Annotated in this window: 14 protein-coding genes; 13 read left to right on the top strand and 1 reads right to left on the bottom strand. The window is 71.6% G+C overall.

Annotated elements, in window-relative coordinates; translation table 11 throughout:
* Positions 1-146 precede the first annotated feature (146 nt).
* The 4 genes from LGN17_RS18300 to LGN17_RS18315 all read left to right on the top strand — a co-directional run bounded on the left by LGN17_RS18300 (position 147) and on the right by LGN17_RS18315 (position 4,458).
* Positions 147-752: a CDP-alcohol phosphatidyltransferase family protein gene (locus LGN17_RS18300; RefSeq protein WP_041492804.1), complete on the top strand. Its 606-nt coding sequence runs from the start codon at positions 147-149 to the stop codon at positions 750-752.
* 81 nt (positions 753-833) lie between these two features.
* A complete protein-coding gene (locus LGN17_RS18305; protein ID WP_226198036.1) occupies positions 834-2,603 on the top strand; it encodes a bifunctional alpha/beta hydrolase/class I SAM-dependent methyltransferase in 1,770 nt (589 codons plus the stop codon).
* Positions 2,600-4,006, top strand: coding sequence for a phosphatase PAP2/dual specificity phosphatase family protein (locus LGN17_RS18310; RefSeq protein WP_226198037.1), 1,407 nt, complete (start codon positions 2,600-2,602; stop codon positions 4,004-4,006). Before LGN17_RS18305 ends, LGN17_RS18310 begins: the two co-directional genes overlap by 4 nt.
* Positions 4,006-4,458 carry a hypothetical protein gene (locus LGN17_RS18315; RefSeq protein ID WP_226198038.1) on the top strand — a complete coding sequence of 151 codons (453 nt, stop codon included), beginning with the start codon at positions 4,006-4,008 and terminating at the stop codon, positions 4,456-4,458. The genes LGN17_RS18310 and LGN17_RS18315 overlap by 1 nt, the downstream gene beginning before the upstream one ends.
* An 81-nt stretch (positions 4,459-4,539) precedes the next feature.
* Here LGN17_RS18315 and LGN17_RS18320 read toward each other — a convergent pair whose 3' ends face one another.
* Positions 4,540-5,562: a sensor domain-containing diguanylate cyclase gene (locus tag LGN17_RS18320; protein WP_175971770.1), complete on the bottom strand. Its 1,023-nt coding sequence runs from the start codon at positions 5,560-5,562 to the stop codon at positions 4,540-4,542.
* A gap of 478 nt (positions 5,563-6,040) precedes the next feature.
* Between LGN17_RS18320 and bcsB the strand changes: the two genes are divergently transcribed.
* The 9 genes from bcsB to LGN17_RS18365 are packed head-to-tail and all read left to right on the top strand — an operon-like array spanning position 6,041 to position 20,702.
* Complete coding sequence (gene bcsB, locus LGN17_RS18325) at positions 6,041-8,347, top strand: cellulose biosynthesis cyclic di-GMP-binding regulatory protein BcsB (protein ID WP_226198039.1); 2,307 nt, start codon at positions 6,041-6,043, stop codon at positions 8,345-8,347.
* Between the two features lie 3 nt (positions 8,348-8,350).
* The gene (gene bcsZ, locus LGN17_RS18330) at positions 8,351-9,580 is read left to right on the top strand and encodes a cellulose synthase complex periplasmic endoglucanase BcsZ (protein ID WP_226198040.1); all 1,230 of its coding nucleotides are present in this window, start codon (positions 8,351-8,353) and stop codon (positions 9,578-9,580) included.
* Entirely contained in the window at positions 9,565-13,431 is a 3,867-nt protein-coding gene (locus LGN17_RS18335) for a cellulose synthase subunit BcsC-related outer membrane protein (protein WP_226198041.1), read from the top strand. The genes bcsZ and LGN17_RS18335 overlap by 16 nt, the downstream gene beginning before the upstream one ends.
* A 9-nt stretch (positions 13,432-13,440) precedes the next feature.
* Positions 13,441-15,414, top strand: coding sequence for a cellulose biosynthesis protein BcsE (bcsE, locus tag LGN17_RS18340; protein ID WP_226198042.1), 1,974 nt, complete (start codon positions 13,441-13,443; stop codon positions 15,412-15,414).
* Complete coding sequence (locus LGN17_RS18345) at positions 15,411-15,629, top strand: hypothetical protein (protein ID WP_226198043.1); 219 nt, start codon at positions 15,411-15,413, stop codon at positions 15,627-15,629. Before bcsE ends, LGN17_RS18345 begins: the two co-directional genes overlap by 4 nt.
* A complete protein-coding gene (gene bcsQ / locus LGN17_RS18350; RefSeq protein WP_226198044.1) occupies positions 15,626-16,405 on the top strand; it encodes a cellulose biosynthesis protein BcsQ in 780 nt (259 codons plus the stop codon). The genes LGN17_RS18345 and bcsQ overlap by 4 nt, the downstream gene beginning before the upstream one ends.
* A complete protein-coding gene (gene bcsA, locus LGN17_RS18355) occupies positions 16,402-18,939 on the top strand; it encodes a UDP-forming cellulose synthase catalytic subunit (RefSeq protein ID WP_226198045.1) in 2,538 nt (845 codons plus the stop codon). The genes bcsQ and bcsA overlap by 4 nt, the downstream gene beginning before the upstream one ends.
* 27 nt (positions 18,940-18,966) lie before the next feature.
* The gene (bcsG, locus tag LGN17_RS18360) at positions 18,967-20,523 is read left to right on the top strand and encodes a cellulose biosynthesis protein BcsG (RefSeq protein ID WP_226198046.1); all 1,557 of its coding nucleotides are present in this window, start codon (positions 18,967-18,969) and stop codon (positions 20,521-20,523) included.
* The gene (locus tag LGN17_RS18365) at positions 20,505-20,702 is read left to right on the top strand and encodes a hypothetical protein (RefSeq protein WP_175971761.1); all 198 of its coding nucleotides are present in this window, start codon (positions 20,505-20,507) and stop codon (positions 20,700-20,702) included. Before bcsG ends, LGN17_RS18365 begins: the two co-directional genes overlap by 19 nt.
* The last annotated feature ends 29 nt before the right edge of the window (positions 20,703-20,731 follow it).

The raw sequence follows: 20,731 nt of genomic DNA on the forward strand, positions 1-20,731 counted from the left end.
GGGCCGGGCGCATGCTTGACGCATCGGGGCCGCTCGGCGACGATTAGGCCCGTCCATGGAAGGCCCTTCAAGGCCCTTCAAGTCCGTTTCGCCGCCCGGGGCATGGTGGCGGGAAACGTATCCGACTGTGCCGCACAAATAAAACGATGAGCCTCTACGCACTCAAACCCAAATTCCAGAATCGTCTGCGCCCGTTCGCGAACGCGCTCGCCGAGCGCGGCGTCACGGCCAACCAGGTCACGCTGTTCGCGGCCGGCGGCTCGATCGTCGTCGGCGCGCTCGCCGGCCTCGGCGTGTTTGCCCGCGCACTGTTCCTGCTGATCCCGCTGTGGCTGTTCGCGCGGATGGCGCTCAACGCGATCGACGGGATGCTCGCGCGCGAACACAACCAGAAGAGCACGCTCGGCGCCTACCTGAACGAACTCGGCGATGTCGTGTCCGATATCGCGCTGGTGCTGCCGTTTCTCGCGATTCCCGTGTTCGCTCCGGCGGACGTCTGGCTGTTCGCGCTGACGGCGGTGATCGTCGAATGCGCGGGGCTGATCGGCCCGCTGGTCGGCGTGAGCCGCCGCTACGACGGCCCGTTCGGCAAGAGCGACCGCGCGCTTGCCCTCGGCGCGTTCGCACTGTGGATCGGGCTCGGGTTTCCGGTCGGCGGCGTTGCCGCATGGCTGTGGCGGCTGTTGATCGTGCTGTCGATCGTGACCGTGGTGCGGCGCGTGCAGGCCGGCATCGCGGAAAAGGGCGGTTGAAAGGGGAGTTGGAGCGGTTGCGGTACCGGGCGCCGGAGGGCGGCGCACCAAGATTCGAATAACGAAACGAGAGAGAAACGCATGAGCGCACGCATGGCCCGCGAGGCCGACTTCATCACGCACGACGGCGAAACGCTGTTCTATCGTCACTGGCCCGCCACGGGCGCACGCTGTCGCGGCGCAATCGTGCTGCTGCATCGCGGCCACGAACACTCGGCGCGCGTCGCGCACCTGGTCGACGAGCTCGACCTGCCCGAATTCGCGTTCTTCGCGTGGGATGCGCGCGGCCACGGCCGCTCGCCGGGCGCGCGCGGCTACAGCCCAAGCGCGGCCGCGTCGGTGCGCGACCTGCAGACCTTCGTCGAACATATCCGCGACACGCACGGTATCGCGATCGAGGACATGGCCGTGGTCGGCCAGAGCGTCGGCGCGGTGCTCGCGGCGACCTGGGCGCACGATTATGCGCCGCCGATCCGCGCGCTCGTCGTCGCGTCGCCGGCGTTCCACATCAAGCTCTACGTGCCGTTCGCGCGGCCGGGCCTGCGGCTGATGCACAAGCTGCGCGGCCTGTTCTACGTGAACAGCTACGTGAAGCCGAAATTCCTCACGCACGATCCCGAGCGGATCGCGAGCTATGCGGCCGATCCGCTGATTACGCGGCCGATCGCGGTCAACATGCTGCTCGACCTGCACGACACCGCGCGGCGGATCGTCGCCGACGCGGCCGCGATCACCGTGCCGACGCAGCTGCTGATCTCGGGCGCCGACTGGGTCGTGCATCGCGGCCCGCAGGACCGCTTCTTCGAACGCCTCGGCGCCGCGCGCAAGGAGCGCATCGTGCTGCCGGGTTTCTATCACGACACGCTCGGCGAACGCGACCGTGCACAGGCGCTCGCGCCGCTGCGTGCATTCGTGTTGCGCGAATTCGATGCGCCGAGCCCGCGCGTGTCGCTCGCCGACGCCGACCGGCGCGGCGCGTTCCACGATGAATACGCGGCGCTCGGCCGGCCGCCGGCGAATGTGTTCGCGCGGGCGTACTGGGCGCTCGCGCGGGCCGGCCTGAAGGCCGGTGGCGCGCTGTCGGACGGCATCGCGCTTGGGCTGCGGCTCGGCTTCGATTCGGGCTCGACGCTCGACTACGTGTATCGCAACCGCGCACAGGGGCGGTTCGGCGTCGGGGCGCTGATCGATCGCACGTATCTCGATTCGCCGGGCTGGGTCGGCATCCGCCAGCGCAAGGTGCATCTGCAGGAACTGATCGGTGCGGCGATCGGCCGCTTGCGCGGCCACGGCGCGCCGGTGCGGATCGTCGACATCGCGGCCGGGCACGGGCGCTACGTGCTCGACGCGATCGCGTCGGTCGCCGAACGCGACGGCGCGGCGCCCGACGACATCACGCTGCGCGACTACAGCCCGCCGAACGTCGAGGCCGGGCGCGTGCTGATCGCGCAGCGCGGCCTCGAGCCGATCGCGCGCTTCGAGCGCGGCGACGCGTTCGACGAGGCGTCGCTCGCGGCGCTCGAGCCGCGTCCGACGCTCGCGATCGTGTCGGGCCTCTACGAGCTGTTCGGCGAGAATTCGCTGATCGAGCGCTCGCTGCGCGGGCTCGCGCAGGCCGTGCCGCCGGGCGGCTATCTCGTCTATACGGGGCAGCCGTGGCATCCGCAGCTCGAATTCATCGCGCGCGCGCTGAACAATCACCGCGGCGAAGCGACCTGGGTGATGCGCCGCCGCTCGCAGGCCGAGATGGACGAGCTCGTCGCGCGCGCGGGTTTCCGCAAGCTCGACCAGCGGATCGACGCAATGGGCATCTTCACGGTCAGCCTCGCGCAGCGGGTCGACGCGTCATGAGCGCGCTCGACGGCGGCGCGAGCGGCCTCGCCGATGCGGCCTCGGCGGCCGGCGCGCGCGACGCGTCGTTCGCGCTGCGCTTCGGCTGGCTCGCGGCGATGGGCGCCGTGTTCTTCTCGACCTACGGCTTCGCGAACTGGCTCGCCGCGCGCCGCGCGGCGGTGCCGACCTTCGCGTTCGGCTGGGAGCACGCGATCCCGTTCGTGCCGTGGACGATCGTGCCGTACTGGTCGATCGACCTGCTGTATGCGCTGTCGTTCTTCTTCTGGACGCGCCGCGCCGACCTGCTCGACCACGTGAAGCGGCTGTTGACCGTGCAGTTGATCTCGGTCGCATGCTTCATCGCGTGGCCGCTGCGCTTCGGGTTCGAGCGGCCCGACGCGGGCGGCGTGGCCGGTGCGCTGTTCACGCTGCTGATGGGCTTCGACAAGCCGTTCAACCAGGCGCCGTCGCTGCACATCGGGCTGCTCGTCGTACTGTGGGCCGTCTATGCGAAGCACCTGCGCGGCACGCTCGCGCGTGCCGTGCTGCACCTGTGGTTCGCGGCGATCGGCGTGTCGGTGCTGACCACCTACCAGCATCACGCGATCGACGTGCCGACCGGCGCGGCCGTCGGCTGTCTCGCGCTGTTCCTGTTTCCGCTGCGCGATGCCGCGGGCCGGCTGCCGGGCGCCGATGCGTCGCCGTGCGCGGCCGGCCGTGCGCTCGCGCGCCGCTATGCGCTCGGCGCGGCGGCGGTCGCGCTCGCGGCGCTCTGGTGCGTGCCGCGCGCGCCCGGCTGGGCGCTGGCGGCAGGGTGGGTCGCGCTGGCGCTCGCGTGTGTCGCGTGGATCTACCGGCGCGGCGCGCCCGGCGCATTCCAGAAGGACGCGCACGGGCGTTTTCCGGTCGTCATTCGCTGGCTGCTCGCGCCGACGATTGCGGGCGCGTCTATCAATTCGCGGCTGTGGACGCTTCGGCAGCCGGCGCCGGTGCGGATCGACGAGCGCGTATCGATCGGCCGCACGCCGACGACACGCGACGTGCGCCGCCACGGCTTCACGGCGCTGGTCGACCTGACCGCCGAAATGCCGCGCTGGACGTCGGTCGATGCAGCGCTCGCGTATGTGACCGTGCCGCAGCTCGACCTCGTCGCGCCGACGGCCGGGCAACTCACGCAGGCCGTCGCCGCGCTCGAACGCCTGCACGGGGAAGGGCGCGACGTGCTGGTCTGCTGCGCGCTCGGCTATGGGCGCAGCGTGCTGTGCGCGGCCGCATGGCTGGCGGTGCGACGCGGGCTCGGCGATGCGCGCGACGCGCTGGCCGCGGTGCGCGCGGTACGGCCGCATGCGGTGTGGTCGGATGACGGCGTGGCCGTGCTTCAGCACTGGATCGATCGCCGCCGTGGTGCGGGAGGTACGTGATGCGCGACCCGTCCGCAGCGTTCAGGATTGCCGCCGCGCGCGGCGCGCTCGATGCGGGCGCGTGGGCGATCGCGGCTGCGCTGGCCGCGTCCGGCGCGGGCTGGTGGATCGCATCGGGCTGGGCGCCCGCGACGATCGCCCGCGTGCTGCTGGCCGTCGTCAGCACCGGGTCGGGGATCGCGGCGCTGTGGTACGCGGTGCGGATCGAGATCGACCGCCGGTTGTTCGGCGCGCTCGCGCGGGCGGCGGCAGGCGAGGGATCGGTCGACGACGGGCTCGCGGCGCTCGACCGCGCGCTCGCCGATCTCGGCTGGATCGATGCGTCGAAGGCCGGACGCGCACTCGACGCGCGCGTGCGCGGTGCGGTCGGGCTGTGCCGGGCCGCTGTGCTCGTCGCGATCGTCCAGTGGCTCGCGGTCGGGCTCGCGATCGCCGTTCCGCCGATCGGCTAGCGCCCGTTCAAGCCAGCCGCGGGCGTTTGACGGCGTCGTTCCGCCCGCCGGCTCGTCAAGGTAGCCGCCTTCGAGTGTGCGTCATGCGTGCGCCGCCCGTTTCGACCGCGTGCGCTTCACTTCATACATCGCCTTGTCCGCATGCTCGATCAGCGCGTTCATGTCGGTGCCGTCGTCGGGCAGCAGCGCGATGCCGACGCTGACGCCGAGTTGCATCGGGCGCCCCTCGAATTCGAACGGTTCGCCGACCTGACGCGCGAGCCGCGCGCTTTGCGCATGCGCATCGTCGCGGTTGCCGATGTTCGGCAGGATCACCGCGAACTCGTCGCCGCCGATCCGCGCAACCGTGTCCGAACGCCGCACCGCGCCCCGCATCCGCGTGGCGATCTCGCGCAACGCCGCATCGCCCGCACGGTGGCCGAACCCGTCGTTGATCGGCTTCAGCCCGTCCATGTCGATGTTGAGGATGCCGAGCCGGCCGTTCGCGCGCAGCGTCGTGTGCATCGACTGCCGCAGGCGGTCGTAGAACAGCGCGCGGTTCGGCAGGCCCGTGAGCGCGTCGTGCGTCGCGCGCAGGTACAGTTCGTTCGCCTCGTTGCGCGCCGCGTGGAACATGGCGGCGGCGATCAGATCGGCCGTCAGCCGCAGCGTGCCGGCGTCGGCTTGCGAAAAGCCGTCGACTTCCGGCGACATCACCTTCAGCACGCCGACGGTCGTGTCGGCATGGGTGAGCGGCATCACGAGCATCGAGCGCAGGCCGACGCGCCGGCATGCGTCGCGATCGACGCGCGGGTCGGTTTCCGAGTCGGTGCAGTGCAGCAATTCGCCTTGCTGCACGCACAGGCCCGACAGGCTGCCCGAGCGGCGCAGCCGCAGGCCGAGCATCCCGGCCGCGGTGCCCGACGCGGCGCGGTACACCATGTCGTCGCCCTCGGCGAATTCGACCGCGGCGGCGCTCGCGCCGGTGAGCTGCGGCACCTGCTCGGCCACATAGGCCATCACGCTGCCGAGATCGAGGCCGAGCTTCGCGATCTCGGTCTGCGCGGCAATGATGCGCAGCAGCGTATCGGGGGACGGAGTAGCAGTGCCGACGATTTGATTCAAGTCAGTTTTCCGTGAAAGAAAGCACGTCCGTGCGGCGCGGGATTGCGGTAGCATACGCGCCGCCTCGCGGCAGCGAGTTCCGGCGGGGCGGTTCGCAACGAACCGCCGCCGGCCAGCCGCACCGCGCCGGCAGTATGCCGTTCGGCTTGCCGGGCGACAACGGCGCAATTCTTACCATTCATTCCTCTCGCGCAGCATTTCCGACCGGATCGAGGTTTTTTCGCTCGAACGTTGCGAATCGGGGTAAGTTTTGTCCTATTTTTGAGATAGTGTGACGAATGGGCAGGTGCCGGTGCCAGGCGCGTAGCCCGACGACGCGCGATTAAAGAAATCGCCGCGTTGTTTCGATAAATGAATCAGGCCAGTTAGATATATGAGGGGAAGCAGTGGGGATGTTCACTCACGGGCATGGCTGCTTTGCGCGCATCGGTTTCGATGCGACGGATGACCGGATGATCCTGACGACACGGAGCGGCGCATGAAGCCGGCCGTGTCGCTGCTCGTCCTCTCGGCCGCCATGGTCGGCGCTTTGCATGCCGCCGCGGTGTCGGCCGCGCCGATGCCGGCCGTGCCGGCTGCCGGCGCCGCATCCGGCGCTGCGCCGGTGCTCGCGGCTGCGCCCGCGGCGCCTAGCGCGTCCGCCGCCGGCCTGCCGGCGACGACGGTGCGCCTGCCGTTCGCGGTGCTCGGCGCGTTCGATCCGCTGCGCCTGCGCGGGGCCGATGATGCACGCACGATCAATGCGGGCGTGCGGCTCGATCGCGTGGTCACCGGCGCGCGGCTGCGCCTGACCTACGCGTATTCGCCGTCGCTGGTGTTCCCGATGTCGCACCTGAAGGTGTCGGTGAACGGCGAGGTCGTCGCGACCGTCCCGTTCGACGCCGCGCAGGCGGGCCGCACGGTCACGCAAGAGATCCCGATCGATCCGCGCTACTTCTCGGATTTCAACCAGATCGGCCTGCGCCTGATCGCGCACTACACGCTCGACCATTGCGAGGATCCGGCCAACTCGGCGCTGTGGGCCGACGTGAGCCCGAAGAGCGAGCTGATCCTCGACGAATCGCCGGTCCGCCTGCCGAACGATCTCGCGCTGCTGCCCGCGCCGTTCTTCGACCGCCGCGACAACGGCCGCGTGCGGCTGCCGTTCGTGCTGCCGGCGTCACCCGATTCGGCGACGCTGCGCAGCGCGGGCGTGCTGGCGTCGTGGTTCGGCGCGCTGGCCGACTACCGGCACGCGCGCTTCCCGGTGTCGTCCGGGCTGCCGGCCGACGACCAGGCGGTGGTGATCGGCACGGCCGCGACGCTGCCGGCCGGCCTCGCGCTGCCGTCGATCGACGGCCCGCTGCTCGCGGTCGCAGACAACCCCGCCGCGCCGGGGCGCAAGCTGCTCGTCGTCACGGGCCGCACGGCGGCCGAGGTCGACGATGCTGTCGCGACGCTCGTGCTGGGCCGCGTGGCGCTGTCGGGGCCGTCGGCGACGGTCGCGCACGTCGATCTCGGCGCGCCGCGCAAGCCGTATGACGCGCCGCGCTGGCTGCCAGTGAACCGGCCGATCGCGTTCCGCGAGCTTGTATCCGACGTGCGCGAACTGGAAGTGCGCGGCACGACGCCCGACGCCATCCGCCTGAACCTGCGGGTGCCGTCCGATCTGCATTCGTGGAACGGCGCGGGCGTGCCGATCACGCTGCGCTACCGCTACACGGCGCCGACGGTGCAGGACAACTCGACCCTCGCCGTCGAGATCAACGACCAGCTCGTGAAGTCGTACCGGCTCGGGCCGGCTCATGCCGAGGACGCGCACGGCCGCATGCAGTTGCCGCTCCTGTCGGTGCCCGAAGGGCGCGTGACGAGCGACGTCGACATCCCGGCGTTCCGGGTCGGCAGCGGCAACCAGCTGCAGTTCCGTTTCACGCTCGACTCGCAGAAGACGGGCCTGTGCTCGAGCACGGCGACCGAGCCGCAGCGTGCGGCGATCGATCCCGATTCGACGATCGACTTCTCGCACTTCGTCCATTACGCGCAGTTGCCGAACCTCGCGTTCTTCGCGAACAGCGGCTTCCCGTTCACGCGTTTCGCCGACCTGTCGCAGACGGCCGTCGTGATGCCTGACCGGCCGTCGCCGCAGGAGCTCGAGGCCTACCTGACGATGCTCGGCCACATGGGCGAATGGACCGGCTTCCCGGCGCTGCGCGTGCAGGTCGCGCGGCCCGGCGACGTCGCCGCGCTGTCGGGCAGCAAGGATCTCCTCGTGATCGACGGTTCGCCCGCGTCGCCGCTGCTCGCGCACTGGCGCTCGGCATTGCCGCTCGTGATCGGCGAGCAGGGCAGCGCGGGCGGCGAAGGCGCCGCGCGCGTCGCGTTCTCGGTGAAGGAGCGCTGGCGCAATGGCGTCGGCCTGACCGAAGGCGGCGCGCATATCGAGCAGACGGGCTCGCTCGCGGCGCTCGCCGGGTTCGAGCTGCCGGGCAGCCAAGGGCGCAGCGTCGTCGCGCTGACCGCGACCGACCAGCCGCGCCTCGGCGATCTGCTCGACGTGTTCGAGAACGCCGGGCTCGTGTCGCAGCTGCAGGGCGACCTTGCGCTGGTGCGGCCGGGGCAGGTGGACAGCCTGCGCGTCGGCGAGCCTTACGTGGTCGGCTTCGTGCCGTGGTATGAGCGCGTGTGGACGCATGCGGCGCGGCATCCGGTCGTGCTTGGCGCGGTCGGCGTCGTGGCGGGGCTGCTGCTCGCGCTCGGCGTGTTCAGCGTGCTGCAGAGAATCGCCGCGCGTCGACGGGGGATGTAACGGATGGCGCGGGCAATGGCGAAGCGACGGGCAATGCGGCCGGCGCGGCGCGGCGGCGCGGCACTCGCGCTGGCGCTGGCGGTGACGTGCGCGGCGGCCGGCATGGCCACGCGCGCGCAGGCCGCGGGGGCCGGTACGGTCGATGCTGCCGACGCGGGATGCGGCGCGGCGTGGCCGCGCTGGGACGCGTTCAAGCGTGATTTCATTTCGGCCGACGGCCGCGTGATCGACGTCGGTTCGGCCGATTCGCGCACGGTGTCGGAGGGGCAGGCGTATGGACTTTTCTTCGCGCTGGTCGCGAACGACCGGCGCATGTTCGACACGATCCTCGCATGGACCGAGAACAATCTCGCGCAGGGCGACCTGAGCGCGCACCTGCCGGCGTGGCTGTGGGGCCGTGCGCCCGACGGCGCGTGGCGCGTGCTCGACGCGAACGCGGCGTCGGACGCCGATCTGTGGATCGCGTATGCGCTCGTCGAGGCCGGGCGGCTGTGGCACGAGCGCAGCTACACGGCGCGCGGCGCGCTGCTCGCGAAGCGCGTGCTCGACGAAGAGACGGCGGCCGTGCCGGGCCTCGGCCTCACGCTGCTGCCCGGGCCGACGGGGTTCAAGCTCGCCGACGGCCAGTGGCGCGTGAATCCGAGCTATTCGCCGCCGCAGGTGATCCGCGCGCTCGGCGCGCGCCTGCCCGACGACAAGCGCTGGGCCGCGCTCGCCGCCAGCACCGGACGCGTGCTGCTCGACACCGCGCCGAAAGGTTTTTCGCCCGACTGGGCGCTGTATCGCGCGGGCACGGGTTTCGGGCCCGATCGCGAGACGAAGGCGGAGAGCGCGTACAACGCGATCCGCGTGTATCTGTGGGCCGGCATGCTCGACCGTGCCGATCCGCTCGCCGCGCCGATGCTCGCGCGTTTTGCGCCGTTCGCCGACACCATCGCCGCACATGGCGCGCCGCCCGAGCGGGTCGATACGACGACGGGCGTCGCCGGGCCGAACGACGGCAACGGCGGGTTCTCGGCGGCGGCCGTGCCGTTCCTCGACGCGCGCGGCCAGCGCGCACTCGCGGATGCACAGGCGGCGCGTGTCGATACGCTCGCGCGCCAGTCGGCGCCGGGTTACTACACGAGCGTGCTGACGCTGTTCGGGCTCGGCTGGCGCGACGGGCGCTACCGGTTCGGCGCGGACGGCACGCTCGACGCCCGCTGGGGAGGCCGCTCGTGCGCCGCCCGCTGAAGCGCGCCGCGCCGCACGTCGCGGGATTCGCGTGGCTCGCGTCGTCGGTGTGCGCGGCGGCGCCGGGCACCGCGGCGGACGCGACGATGGCGAACTCCGCGACACCGGCGACTTCCGCGTCCGCCGATGCGCGGCGTGAGCTCGACACCGCGCGGATGTGGGGCGTCAAGCATCGCGACGACCTCGCGCGCGATGCCTTGCGCAAGGGGCTGCTGATCGCGCCGGGCGATCCCGAACTGCTGGCCGAACAAGTGCGCGTGCTGCTGCGGCTCGGCGACGCGAAAGGCGCACAGGCGTCGCTCGCGCGCCTGCAGGCACAGTCGCCCACTGCGCCCGCCACGCGGCGGGTTGCCGACGAATACCGCGTCGCGACGAGCGGGCGCGGCGAGATGGCGCAGATCCGCCTGCTCGCGCGCAGCGGCCGCGCCGACGAAGCAGCCCGGCGGATCGTTGCGTTGTTTCCGAACGGCGCGCCGTCGGGTGCGCTCGGCGCCGAGTATTACCAGATCGTGTCGAATGCGCCGGGCGGGCGCGAGCCGGCGATCGCCGCGCTGCGCCGCGCGGTCGCGGCCGATCCGCAGGACACGAGCGCGGCGATGGCGCTCGCGCGGCTCTTGAACCAGCGCGCCGACACGCGGCCGGAGGCGAACCGGATCGCCTGGGCGCTTGCCCGGCGCGCCGACGCCGACCATACGGAGGCGATGGCGCTGTGGCGGCGCGTGCTGCAGTCGGCCGGCAGCGATCCCGCGTATCTCGATGCGCTGCATGCGTATCTCGCGCTCGTCCCGGACGATACCGAATTCGTCGACCGGGCGGCGACCCTGGATCGCCAGCGCGACGCGCAGCGCCGGCTCGAACGCAATCCCGACTACATCGCGCAGCAGCGCGGCCTGCAGGCGCTCGCGCGCGGCGACCTGGCCGGCGCCGATCCGCTGCTGACGCGCGCCGCGCGCGCGCGTGCGGACGACGCCGACGCGGTCGGCGGGCTCGGCCTGCTGCGCCTGCGCGAAGGGCGGCACGACGAAGCGCGCGCGCTGTTCATGCGCGCCGCGACGCTTGCGACCGACCAGCGCGGCAAATGGCAGGGCCTCGCGCGCACCGCGCAATTCTGGGGACAGCTCGCGCAAGGCCGCGCGGCCGCCGCCGCGGGGCGTCCGCAGGACGAAGAGCGCGCCGCACGCGCGGCACTCGCGATGCAGCCGGACAGCCCGGACGCGAAGCTGCAGCTTGTCGACGCGTTGCTCGCGCAGCGCGACTGGGCGCGCGCCGAGCCGTTGCTGCGCGCGCTGCTGGCCGCGCGTTCGCCTGACCTCGCCGCCGTGCGCGGCACGGCCATGCTGTATGAGAACACCGGCCGCGCGGACCAGATCGGCCCGCTGCTCGACGCGCTGCAAGGCCGCGTGACGGGCCGCGACGATCGGCGTGCGCTCGACGGCCTGCGTGCCGACCTGCTCGCGAACCAGGCGCGCGCGCTTGCGGACAAGGGCGAACGCGGGCCTGCGGCGCAGCGCTACGAGGCGGCCGTGCGCGCCGCGCCCGACGCGCCGTGGACGCGCTTCGCACTGGCGCGCCTCTATCGCGACATGGGGTTGCCGCAGCTCGGCCGCACGGTGATGGACGACGGGCTTGCGCAAGGCGCGACGCCCGAGATGCGCTATGCGACCGCGCTGTACCGCAATTCGCTCGACGACGTGGCGGGTGCGCGGGCCGCGCTCGCGCCGCTCGACGATGCGCACCGTTCGGACGGGATGCGTGCGCTCGCGCGCAAGCTCGACGCCGAAGGCGCGCTGGCCGATGCACGCGGTACGCTCGCACGCGGCGACCGCGCGGCGTTCGCCGCGTCCCTCGCCCAGGCGCAGGCGAGTGCGCCGGACGACCCCGACATGCTCGCCGCGATCGGCGCGCAATGGATCGACGCGGGCGAACCCGAGCGCGGACTCGCGCCGTTGCGCGACTGGATCGCGGCGCACCCGCGCGAAGCCGATGCGGACGTGCGGCTGCGCTACGGCGACCTGCTCGGCAGCGCGGGGCGTGACGACGCACTCGCCGCGTGGCTCGACACGCTGCGCCGCGAACCGTCGCTGACGCCCGCGCAGACGGCGAGGCTCGAGGACCAGTCGCTGCGGCTCGTGCTGCGGCAGACGGACGATGCGATCGCGCGGCAGGACTACGCGCAGGCGCGCACGCTGCTCGATCGCGCGAGCCCGGCCGGACGCGCGGACAAGCGCTATGCGCTCGAACTGGCGGATCTCGAGCGCGCGCAAGGCCATTACGACGCGGCACGCGCGGCGCTTGCACCGGTCGTCGCCCGCACGCCGGACGATGCCGATACGCAGCTCGCGCTGGCACGCATCGACGAGGACAGCGGCAATCGGGCAGCGGCGCTGGCACGCGTGCAAGCTGTGCTCGCCCGCACGCCGGACGACGACGTCGACACGCAACTGTCGGCCGTGCGCCGCCTGAACGCGCTGCGTCGCCCGGACGAGGCCGCGCAAGTGATCGATCGGCTGCAGGCCGCGTATCCGGCGCGTGCGGACGTGACGGTCGCGGCCGGGCGCGTGGCCGAGGCACAGGGTCGCTACGACGACGCGGCGTCGCTGTACCGGTTGTCGCGGTCGCAGGAACGCACGGCGGGCGTGGGCCCGGGCCGCGACGGCCTGACGCCGGCGCAGGCGGCATTCGCGGATCTCGAACAGCGGCGCAATCCCGAGATCGAGACCGGCTGGACGCCCGCGTACAAGTCGGGCGACGAAGGCATCTCGTCGTATCGCGCGCAGCAGGTGCCGATCTACCTGCAGGTGCCGATCCGCTACGACGGGCATGTGTTCGCGCAGATCGACACCGTGCATCTGGATCCGGGCACGCTCGACACGAGCAACCCGGACGCGTATTCGCTCAGCACGTTCGGCAGCTACGCGTCGCTCAAGGCGCGGAACGCGCTGACACCCGCAGAGATCGCCAATCCGCCGGGCTCGCTGCACCAGACGGCCACGGGTGTCGCGCTCGGCGCCGGCTATCTGACGGACGCATGGCGCTTCGACCTCGGCACGTCGCCGCTCGGGTTCCCCGTGCATTACCTGGTCGGCGGCGTGCGCTATCGCTTCGACGCGGGCCCGGCCAGCTTCTCGGTGAATGCGTCGCGGCGGCCGGAAACGAGCAGCGTGCTGTCGTACTCGGGGATGCGCGACCCATGGACGGGTGCGGTCTGGGGCGGCGTCCGGCGCGATGGCGCGAACCTGCGCGCGTCGGTCGACGTCGGCCGCACGAACCTGTTCGCGGAACTCGGCGCGGGCGTGCTGTCCGGCCGCAACGTCGAACGCAACGCGGAAGTCACGCTGCGCACGGGCTTCACGATGCCCGTGTACGAGCGTTCGACGATGAAGGTCAGCACCGGGCTCGTCGGTAATGCGTGGCACTACGCACAGAACCTGCGCTACTACACGTACGGGCAGGGCGGTTACTACAGCCCGCAACGCTACCTGTCGCTCGGCGTACCGATCGAATGGGCGGGGCGGCACGATGCGCTGTCGTGGGACCTGACCGTCACGGGCGGGATCTCGAACAGCTACGAGAAGGATTCGCTGTATTACCCGCTGTCCTCGGACCAGCGGGCCGCGCTCGTGTACGCGGGCAGCTCGACGCGCGGCGTGTCGTTCTCGTACGGCGTCAACGGGATCGTCGAGTACCGCGTGAACCCGCACCTGAGTGTCGGCGCGCAGTTGCAGGTCGACCGGTCGCACGACTACGCGCCGAGTTCGGCGCTCGTGTACCTGCGCTATGCGTTCGACGCACGCGCGCAACGCAGCTGGCTCGTCACGCCGACGCCGGTGCGGCTTTATTCGGATTACTAGGGGAACGCCGTGACTACGGAACTCGATGCTACCCGTCCCGCGCTCGGCGCCGCCGGCCTGCTGGGCCGCCTGCGTGCGCGGCTGGGCGCGGGGCCGGCCGGCGGCCGCGCCGGCCCGGTGAGCCGGCTCGCGATCGACGGCTTGCCCGATGCCTGGACGCAACTGGAAGCCGGCGGCCTGTACGCGATCTATGCGGCTGGCGGCACGCCGGCCTGCGATGCGCTCGTGTGGGAGAGCGCGCGACAGGCGCGCACGCGCGACGTGACGGTCGTGCTCGCGCGCGAGGCGGCGCACGTCGCCGAACAGATGCAGGCGCGCGGCTTCGCGGGCGGCGCGCTGCCGGCCGGCTGGCCGCGCAACCTGAACGTGCTGGCGATGCCGCCGGCGGCGGAACCGGCCAACGGTGACAACACCGGCGCCGGCGCCGCGGCGGACGCACCGCGCCGCGCGGCGCCGGGCCCGTTCGCCCGGCTGAGCGGTGGCCTGCGCGCGATGAAGCGCTACGGCTTTCGCGCGCGCTCGCTGTATTTCGTCGAGGGCGCGCAGCGCTGGTTCAGCTGGGACGACCCGATCGCGCTCGCCGACGAGGCGCACGCGCTCGCCGAATGGTGCCGCACGCGCCGGATCGCGCTCGTGCTGCTGCTCGATCCCGAAGCGACCCGTGCGGGCGACGCAGCGCGCACCGACGATGCTCCGCTCGTCCGCGACACGGCTCGCACGACGCGCGGCGGCTTCCACGGTATCTGCTCGGGCGTCGCGCAGTTGCAGCGCACGCACGGCGAGCTGCTGTGGGTCGTCGATTTCTGGCGTGCTGGCGATACGCTCGCGGCCGGCGAAGTACGGCCGCTGCGCTTTGCGCCGGGCGGCCGGCTGTCGGCGAGCATCGACGGCGGGCTGACCGGGCCCTCGCACCGGATGAAGCTCGCGAGCGACGAGGATCGCGTCGTCGCCAGCCGCGCGGTGCTCGACGGCGCGAACCGCGCGCCGGACGGCTGGGAGATCGTCGAGGACAACGCGGCCGTCGTCGCGGCGTGCGCGCGTGCCGAGGCCGCGACCGCGGTGCTCGTGTTCCGCTCGCATGCGCAGCTCGAAGCGCTCTGCGCGGACGTGCACACGCTGCGCCGGCAGTGCGGCGGTGCGCTGAAGATCGCGGTCGTCGAGCGCGGCGAAGTGCTGCGCCAGCAGTTCGAGATGCTCGTGCTGAGCGTCGGCGCGAGCCGCGTCGTCGCGCGCGACCTGCCGGTATCGCGGATGCAGGCCGCCGTGCACGCGCTGCGCGGCCAGCTCTATGCGCGGCCCGTCGCGGCCGACTATCGTGCGGCGCTCGCGGCCGCGCTCGGCGATTCGGTGCTCGGCTACCTGCCGGTCGGTGCGTTCTGCCAGCGGATTCGCGCGGTGCTCGATCGCGGCGCCGTGCTCGCGCTGCCGCACACGCTCGCGAAGATCGCGCTGCTGCCGGGCGTGTCGCACGTCGACGCGCTGCGGTTTTGCCGGCCGCGCCGCACGGGCGATATCGTGACCGCCGATGCCGCGCACCTGTACGTGTTCCTGTTCGCGTGCGAACCGGCCGATGCGGAGGACGCGCTCGCGCGCATCTTCGACGTGCCGGTCGATACGCTGTCCGACCGTGTCGTGTGCCTCGGGTCCGGCAGCATCGACACCGAGCTCAATGCGCTGAAGGCCGAGAACCGGCGCGCGCCGATTGCCGACTACAGCGATCTGTTCGCGGCCACGCAGCCGGCGGGCGCCGGGCGCACGCCGTCCGCGCGCACCGATCCTGGCGCGGCGCTGCCCGACCCGCGCGAAGTGAGCGTGGCGATCGACGCGATCGATACGATCGTCGCGCTCGAGGCGATCGGGGCGACGCCGTCGGCCGCGGCCGCGGCCGCCGACGCATCGGCGCCGGAATCCGTCATTCCTGCCGCGCGCAAGCGCGGCGCCATCCGCAGCGCGATGCCGCTGCGCAAGCAGGGGGTCGCATGATCGCCGACATCGTCATCGGTTTCATCGTCGGCATCGTGATCGCGGTGCCCGTGTGGATCGTCGCGCAGCATCTCGGCATCGGCCGCGGTTTTCAGGCGCCGCGCGGGATCGACCGGCGCGACGCCGTACCCTGCGAACTCGTGCCGGTGGCGCTGCGCGGGCGGCTGCTGCCCGATGCCGAGCCCGGCCAGCGTGCGGACGAGGCGGCCCTATGAAGACGATCGCCATTACGTCGACCACGGGCGGCGCGGGCCGCACGACGCTCACGGCTGCGCTCGCGGTGCTGCTGGCGCGCCGCGGCCGCCCGGTCGTCGCCGTCGAATTCGACGCGCAGAACCTGATGGGCGCAACGCTCGGCCTCGACACGCTCGCCGAGCACGGCCTCGCGCAAAGCGTGCTCGGCGGCGCCGAGCCGTGGCATGCGCAGACGTGGCGCAACGCCGACGGCGTGCTGTTCGTGCCGTACGGGCAGCTCGACGCGGCCGGCGCCGCCGCGTGCGATGCGCGGCTCGCGGCCGATCCCGCGTGGCTGTCGCGCGCCCTCGACGAAATCGCGCTGCCGGCCGACGGCGTCGTGCTGATCGACACCGCACGGTATCCGTCGACGCAGGCCGAGCAGGCGATTCGCTGCGCGAACCTGACGCTCGTCGTCGTGCCGCCCGAGCCGACCGCGTGCGCGACGACGGCCGCGCGGCTCGGTGCGCTGCGGGCCGGCGGCGGCGAACTGCAGATCGTCGTGAACCGGCTGAATCCGGCGCGCGACATGCAGCGCGACGCGCTGGGCATGCTGCGCGCGGTCGCGGGGCCGGCATCGATGCTCGAGCAACGCATCCACGTCGATGCGGCCGTGCCCGAAGCGCTCGCGCGCGGCAGCTGGATCTTCGACGACGCGCCGTATTCGCAGGCGTCGCACGACCTGAACGGCGTCGCGAACTGGGTCGATACGTGGTTGGCGGCAGGCGCCGCCGGTCGCCGCGGAGCGGCGCGATGAACGCGGGCTTCGCGCCGCGCCTGCGCGCAGTCGGCCGCCGCGCGGCCGACTGGCTCGCACGCGGCATCGGGTTGCCGGCGCAACGCACGCTGGTCGACTGGTTCGTGCGGCTGTTCTTCCACGCGCCGCCGCCGGGCCGGCCCGATCACGTGCGCCGCTGGGTGCGCGTCGCGTCCCTGCGGCTTGCGCACGAGTGGGGCGTGCTGCAGCCGCTCAGTCCGCGCGAATGGCTGTGGCGCACGATCGTGCGCGCGCCGCGCACGGCCGACGCCCGGCCCGCGCGCGATCCGCTCGCGTGGTTCGACAAGGTTGTCGTGCCCGTCTACGTGACCGGGCGCGCGGTCGGCCGGTGGATCAACGCGAGGCTCGAACGCTTGCCGTGGGTGCGCTGGGGCGGCTGGCTCGATGCGCGCGCGAACGGCGTCGGCCGGCGCCGCTGGCTTGCGCCGCTGCTGCTCGTGGCCGGCGCGCTGCTGTGGGCCGCAGCCGGGATGTCGCCGCTGATGCCTGGCGCGCAGTTCGCGTTCTTCGCGATCGTCGCGGTGCTGGCGCTCGCGCTGCGCCGCCTGCCGGGCCATCTGCCGACGCTCGCGCTCGCGTCGCTCGCGCTGCTCGCGACGTTGCGCTACGTGTGGTGGCGCACCACGCAGACGCTCGATTTCCGCGGCCCGGTCGAGGCCGTCGCCGGCTACCTGCTGTATGGCGCGGAAGCCTATACGTGGATGATCCTGCTGCTCGGCTTCGTGCAGACCGCATGGCCGCTCGACCGGCCGATCGTGCCGCTGCCCGACGATCCCGACACCTGGCCGACCGTCGACATCTACATCCCGACCTACAACGAGCCGCTGTCGGTCGTGAAGCCGACGGTATTCGCCGCGCAGAGCATCGACTGGCCGAGCGCAAAGCTGCGCGTGTACCTGCTCGACGACGGCAAGCGCCCCGAATTCGAGGCGTTCGCGCGCGAGGCCGGCATCGACTACGTGACGCGCGACGACAACCGCCACGCGAAGGCCGGCAACATCAACCGCGCGCTGCCGAAGACGCACGGCGAATACATCGCGATCTTCGACTGCGATCACGTGCCGACGCGCTCGTTCCTGCAGACGACGATGGGCGTGTTCCTGCGCGACCCGAAGTGCGCGCTCGTGCAGACGCCGCACCATTTCTTCTCGCCCGATCCGTTCGAGCGCAATCTCGGCACGTTCCGCGAGATCCCGAACGAGGGCAACCTGTTCTACGGCCTCGTGCAGTCGGGCAACGACCTGTGGAACGCGACGTTCTTCTGCGGCTCGTGCGCGGTGCTCAAGCGCAGCGCGCTGGAAGAGGTGGGCGGCGTCGCGGTCGAGACCGTGACCGAGGATGCGCACACGGCGCTCAAGCTGCACCGGCGCGGCTATACGTCGGCGTACCTGCCGACCGTGCAGGCGGCAGGTCTCGCAACCGAAAGCCTCGCGGGCCACGTGAAGCAGCGCACGCGCTGGGCGCGCGGGATGGCGCAGATCTTCCGCATCGACAACCCGTTCCTCGGGCGCGGGCTCGGCCTCATCCAGCGGATCTGCTACGGCAACGCGATGCTGCACTTCTTCTACGGGATTCCGCGGTTGGTGTTCCTGACGATCCCGCTCGCGTACCTGTTCTTCCACCTGTACTTCATCAACGCGTCCGCGGTCGCGCTCGCGAGCTACGTGATCCCGTATCTCGTGCTGGCGAACGTCGCGAACTCGCGGATGCAGGGGCGCTACCGCCATTCGTTCTGGGCCGAGGTCTACGAATCGGTGCTCGCGTGGTATATCGCGCTGCCGACCACCGTCGCGTTCTTCAGTCCGAAGCACGGCAAGTTCAACGTGACCGACAAGGGCGGCAAGATCGACGAAGGCTACGTCGACTGGTCGACGTCGAAGCCGTACCTGGTGTTGTTCGGGATGAACGTGCTCGCGATCGTCGCCGGCCTGTGGCGGCTCGTGGCCGACCAGGGCGACGAGGCGTCGACGATCCTGATCACGCTCGGCTGGACCGTGTACAACCTCGCGATGCTCGGCGCGGCGCTGGCCGTTGCGCGCGAGACCAGGCAGGTGCGCGTCACGCACCGGATCGCGATGCGCGTGCCGGCCACGCTGCTGCTCGCCGACGGTTCGACGGCCGCGTGCTTCACGAGCGACTATTCGACCGGCGGCCTGGGCCTCGAAGCGGTGCCGGGGCTTGCGCTCGCCGTCGGCGACACGCTGACGGTGTGCGTGACGCGCGGCGACCGGCCGTTCCCGTTCCCGGTGCGCGTGAGCCGCGTGACGCCGACCCACGTCGGCGTGAGCTTCGAGGCACTGACGCTCGAACAGGAGCGCCAGCTCGTGCAATGCACGTTCGGCCGCGCGGACGCGTGGCTCGACTGGCACGCAGGCGAGCGCCCCGACACGCCGCTCGGCGGGCTGAAGGAAGTGTTGCGTATCGGCCTGGAAGGCTATGTACGGATGTGGAAGGGTGCGGCGCGCGGCCTGCAGGCGATGCTGGCGCCGAAACTCGATCGGGCGCGCGACTGACGCGGCGCTCATCACGGAGTGGGTTAGATGACGTTCTGGAATCTGTATTTCATCCTGAAGTTCGCGCTGTTCGCGACCGGGCACTTGCAGCCGTTCTGGCTCGCGAACCTCGCGTTCGCGGTGGCGCTCGCGGCGAGCGCACCGATCCGGCGGCGTGCGTGGCGCCTCGTCCGGCAGCTCGTCGCGATCGCGATCGCGGTGCCGCTGCTCGCACGCGAGATGCATGCGCCACCGCTCGCCCGGCTCGTCGAGGCCGCGCGCGAAGTGAGCACGTTCCGCCTCGACTACTGGATGGAGCTGCTGCCGCGCCTGCTGCCGCCGGTGCTGCTGCTGACGGTGGCCGGCGCGCTGATCGTCTATTTCATCGTCAATCGCTGGCTGCGCGTCGCGACGTTCGTGCTGGCGGTGCTGATCGTGATGCCGCTGTGGCAGGCCGGCAGCGGGCTGATGGCGCGCGTCGTCGCACCGCCTCCGCAGCAGGCGAACACGACGGGCACGACGCTCGCCGGCCAGCCGGAGGATCACAACGCCGCGCTCGCGACGTTCCGCACGCAGGAATCGCAGCGGCAGGTCGCATTCGGCCATCTCGGCAACGATCCGGCCACGCAGTTCGACGTGATCGTGCTGCACATCTGCTCGCTGTCGTGGGACGACCTCGATGCCGCGAAGGTGCGCAACCATCCGATGCTGAGCCACTTCGACTACCTGTTCACCAACTTCAGCACGGCCGCGAGCTACAGCGGCCCGGCGGCGATCCGCGTGCTGCGCGCGAGCTGCGGGCAGGAAGCGCACGCCGACCTGTACAAGCCGGCGCCGCAGCAGTGCTACCTGTTCTCGCAACTGGCGAGCGCGGGCTACAAGGTGCAGTCGCTGCTGAACCACGACGGCCATTTCGACAACTTCCTGCAGGTGGTCCACGACAACATCGGGGTGCCCGACGCGCCGCCGGTGTCGAACGCGGCCGCGCCCGTCGCGATGCACGCGTTCGACGGCTCGCCGATCAAGGACGACTACTCGACGCTCGCGAACTGGTATGCACAGCGCGCGTCGGTGCCGGGCCCGGTCGCGTTGTACTACAACACGATCAGCCTGCATGACGGCAACCGGCTCGTCGGCAGTTCGCTGACGAGCATCGACTCGTATCCGCAGCGCGCGACGAAGCTGATGGACGACTTCGACCGCCTCGCCGACCTGATCGCACAATCGGGCCGCCGCGCGGTGATCGTGTTCGTGCCCGAGCACGGCGCCGCGCTGCGCGGCGACAAGAACCAGGTCGCGGGCCTGCGCGAGATCCCGACGCCGCGCATCGTGCACGGGCCGGTCGGCGTGCGGCTCATCGGCTTTACCGGCAACCACGGCGCGACGACCGTGATCGATCAACCGACCAGCTTCCTCGCGCTCGCGCAACTGCTGTCGAACCTCGTGTCGAACAGCCCGTTCAAGCCGGGCACGACGCTCGCGCAGTACGCGGCCGACCTGCCGCGCACGCGGATGGTGGGCGAGAACGAGGGCACGGTGACGATGCAGACGGCCGCGGGCTACTCGGTGAAAACTCCGGATGGCGTATGGATCGACGAACAGTAATGCTTCCCGGCGACGCCGATGACGATCGCCTGTCGCAACCGAACGACGTGATCGGTCTCGCGCGGCATCTGCCCGCGCTCGATCCCGAGCGTTACGTCGACGAGCAGGCGCGCCGCGCGTTCATCGAGTCGCTCGACCGGTGGCCGACGCTCGCGAAGCTGATGGGATTGAAGCGCTGAAAAGCGTGGCGGCCGATGCGGTGGGCGGC

The organism is Burkholderia sp. AU30280 (assembly GCF_020420125.1).
Taxonomy (GTDB): domain Bacteria; phylum Pseudomonadota; class Gammaproteobacteria; order Burkholderiales; family Burkholderiaceae; genus Burkholderia.

Coding starts and splice junctions, on each gene's coding strand:
- LGN17_RS18300 (WP_041492804.1), top strand. CDS start 147: ATGAGCCTCTACGCACTCAAACCCAAATTCCAGAATCGTCTGCGCCCG.
- LGN17_RS18305 (WP_226198036.1), top strand. CDS start 834: ATGAGCGCACGCATGGCCCGCGAGGCCGACTTCATCACGCACGACGGC.
- LGN17_RS18310 (WP_226198037.1), top strand. CDS start 2,600: ATGAGCGCGCTCGACGGCGGCGCGAGCGGCCTCGCCGATGCGGCCTCG.
- LGN17_RS18315 (WP_226198038.1), top strand. CDS start 4,006: ATGCGCGACCCGTCCGCAGCGTTCAGGATTGCCGCCGCGCGCGGCGCG.
- bcsB (WP_226198039.1), top strand. CDS start 6,041: ATGAAGCCGGCCGTGTCGCTGCTCGTCCTCTCGGCCGCCATGGTCGGC.
- bcsZ (WP_226198040.1), top strand. CDS start 8,351: ATGGCGCGGGCAATGGCGAAGCGACGGGCAATGCGGCCGGCGCGGCGC.
- LGN17_RS18345 (WP_226198043.1), top strand. CDS start 15,411: ATGATCGCCGACATCGTCATCGGTTTCATCGTCGGCATCGTGATCGCG.
- bcsQ (WP_226198044.1), top strand. CDS start 15,626: ATGAAGACGATCGCCATTACGTCGACCACGGGCGGCGCGGGCCGCACG.
- bcsA (WP_226198045.1), top strand. CDS start 16,402: ATGAACGCGGGCTTCGCGCCGCGCCTGCGCGCAGTCGGCCGCCGCGCG.
- bcsG (WP_226198046.1), top strand. CDS start 18,967: ATGACGTTCTGGAATCTGTATTTCATCCTGAAGTTCGCGCTGTTCGCG.
- LGN17_RS18365 (WP_175971761.1), top strand. CDS start 20,505: ATGGATCGACGAACAGTAATGCTTCCCGGCGACGCCGATGACGATCGC.